This is a genomic window from Kribbella sp., from assembly GCF_035655035.1.
In the GTDB taxonomy this organism is placed as follows: Bacteria; Actinomycetota; Actinomycetes; order Propionibacteriales; family Kribbellaceae; genus Kribbella.
The window spans coordinates 1-1614 of the sequence record NZ_DASRVN010000517.1; the positions used below are offsets into that span (position 1 = coordinate 1).

At 70.6% G+C, this 1614-nt stretch carries 2 protein-coding genes; one reads left to right on the plus strand and one right to left on the minus strand.

Annotated elements, in window-relative coordinates:
- Positions 1 to 558, minus strand: a 558-nt coding sequence (locus VFF46_RS28220; protein ID WP_325040255.1) for a molybdopterin oxidoreductase family protein, incomplete at its 3' end; no start/stop codon positions are given.
- A 119-nt stretch (positions 559 to 677) separates the two neighbouring features.
- Between VFF46_RS28220 and VFF46_RS28225 the strand changes: the two genes are divergently transcribed.
- Positions 678 to 1614: Ppx/GppA family phosphatase (locus tag VFF46_RS28225; RefSeq protein ID WP_325040256.1), on the plus strand; the 937-nt coding region annotated here is incomplete at its 3' end.

Below are 1614 nucleotides of genomic sequence, written 5' to 3' on the forward strand. Positions count from 1 at the left end.
GAAGGTCTCCTTCAGCGCGGCCGCCGCGGTCGCCGTACAAAGTCTGGTGTTGCCGTCCATGTGGTTCGTGCCGATGCCGCCGTGGCCGATCAACGCGAGGGTGTAGTACTCCTCCAGGAACAGCTGGCCGGTCGTGTAGAAGCCGATCGAGCTCGGCCCGCGTTCGGCGAGCAGCTCCTTCGTCCGCCCGGCGACCGCGGACATCGCAGTGTCCCAGTCGGTCTCGATCAGTTCGCCGTCGCGGCGGATCAGCGGTGTCGTCAGCCGGTCCGCGGAGTTGTTCGCCTGATACCCGAACAGGTCCTTCGGGCCCAGCCGTCCGTGGTTCACCCGGTCGACGGCTCGTCCTCGCACGCCGACGATCCGGCCGTCCTTGACCGCGATGTCCAGCCCGTCACCGTTCGAGTGCAGGATCGCGGCCGACTGCACCCACTCGTCGACATCGGCCGGGGCGACCCCGTCGTCCAGTCGCAGGTCCACCCGCACCGGCCAGTCCTCCCCCGGCCCGTACGCCGCCCGCGTCCCCCAAGGCTCGGCAATCCGGTCGATCTTCGCCATGGCGCCCCGGTGCCCCCGCCGTACCCGGACAAACCGATCAGCTACACGAGTAGACCGCCGCGAAGCAGCCGCCGCGGCGATCGCAGGCGCCCACGTTTCGCCACGGGAACAGCCCGGATATGAAGATCGGCGTACTCGACCTCGGGTCGACCACGGCGCAACTGCAGGTCGCCGAGGCCGTCCCGGGTGCACCCCCGCTCCCCACCTACGCGTTCAAGCAGCGGATCCTGGTCGGCCAGGCCTTGCAGCCCGACGGCTGTATCGCCGCCGAGGGCGTCGAGCGGGTCGTCGAGGCCGTCCGGACCGCGGCGGCCGTCGCGCGTGACCTGCACGTCGACCGGATGTACGCGTTCGCCACGTCGGCGATCCGGGACGCCACGAACGCCGCGGACATCGCGGTTGCCCTTGGCAACGAGACCGGGGTGCAGCTGCGCTTCCTGAGCGGCGAGGACGAGGCACGGCTGACCTACCTGGCCGTCCGGCGATGGTACGGCTGGTCGGCGGGACGACTGCTGGTGCTGGACATCGGCGGCGGGTCGATGGAGATCGCGCTCGGGCGGGACGCGCGGCCGGACTTCGCGGCATCGCTGCCGCTCGGCGCCGGCCGGCTCACCCGCGCCTTCCTGCCCGACGATCCACCCAGCCAGGACCAGCTGCACGAGCTTCGGCACCACGTCCGTACGACGTTGCGTCAGGTATCGGACCGATTGCTGTGGGAGGGCGACCCGAAGCGGGTGATCGGCAGCTCGAAGACGTTCAAGCAACTCGCCCGGCTGGCCGGCGCACCGCCACAGCGCCGCGGACCGTTCGTCCGGCGTTCGCTGACCAGGAAGGACGTTCATCGCTGGCTGCCACGACTCGCCGTCATGTCGAGCGCCGACCGGGCAGGGCTGCGCGGCATCTCGCAGTACCGTGCCCGCCAGTCGCTGGCGGGCGCGGTGGTCGCGAGCGCGACGATGGCGACCCTCGACATCACCTCCCTGGAGGTGTCGCCCTGGGCGTTGCGCGAAGGCATCCTGCTGCACCACCTCGAGACCGTCACGGATCAGGAACACC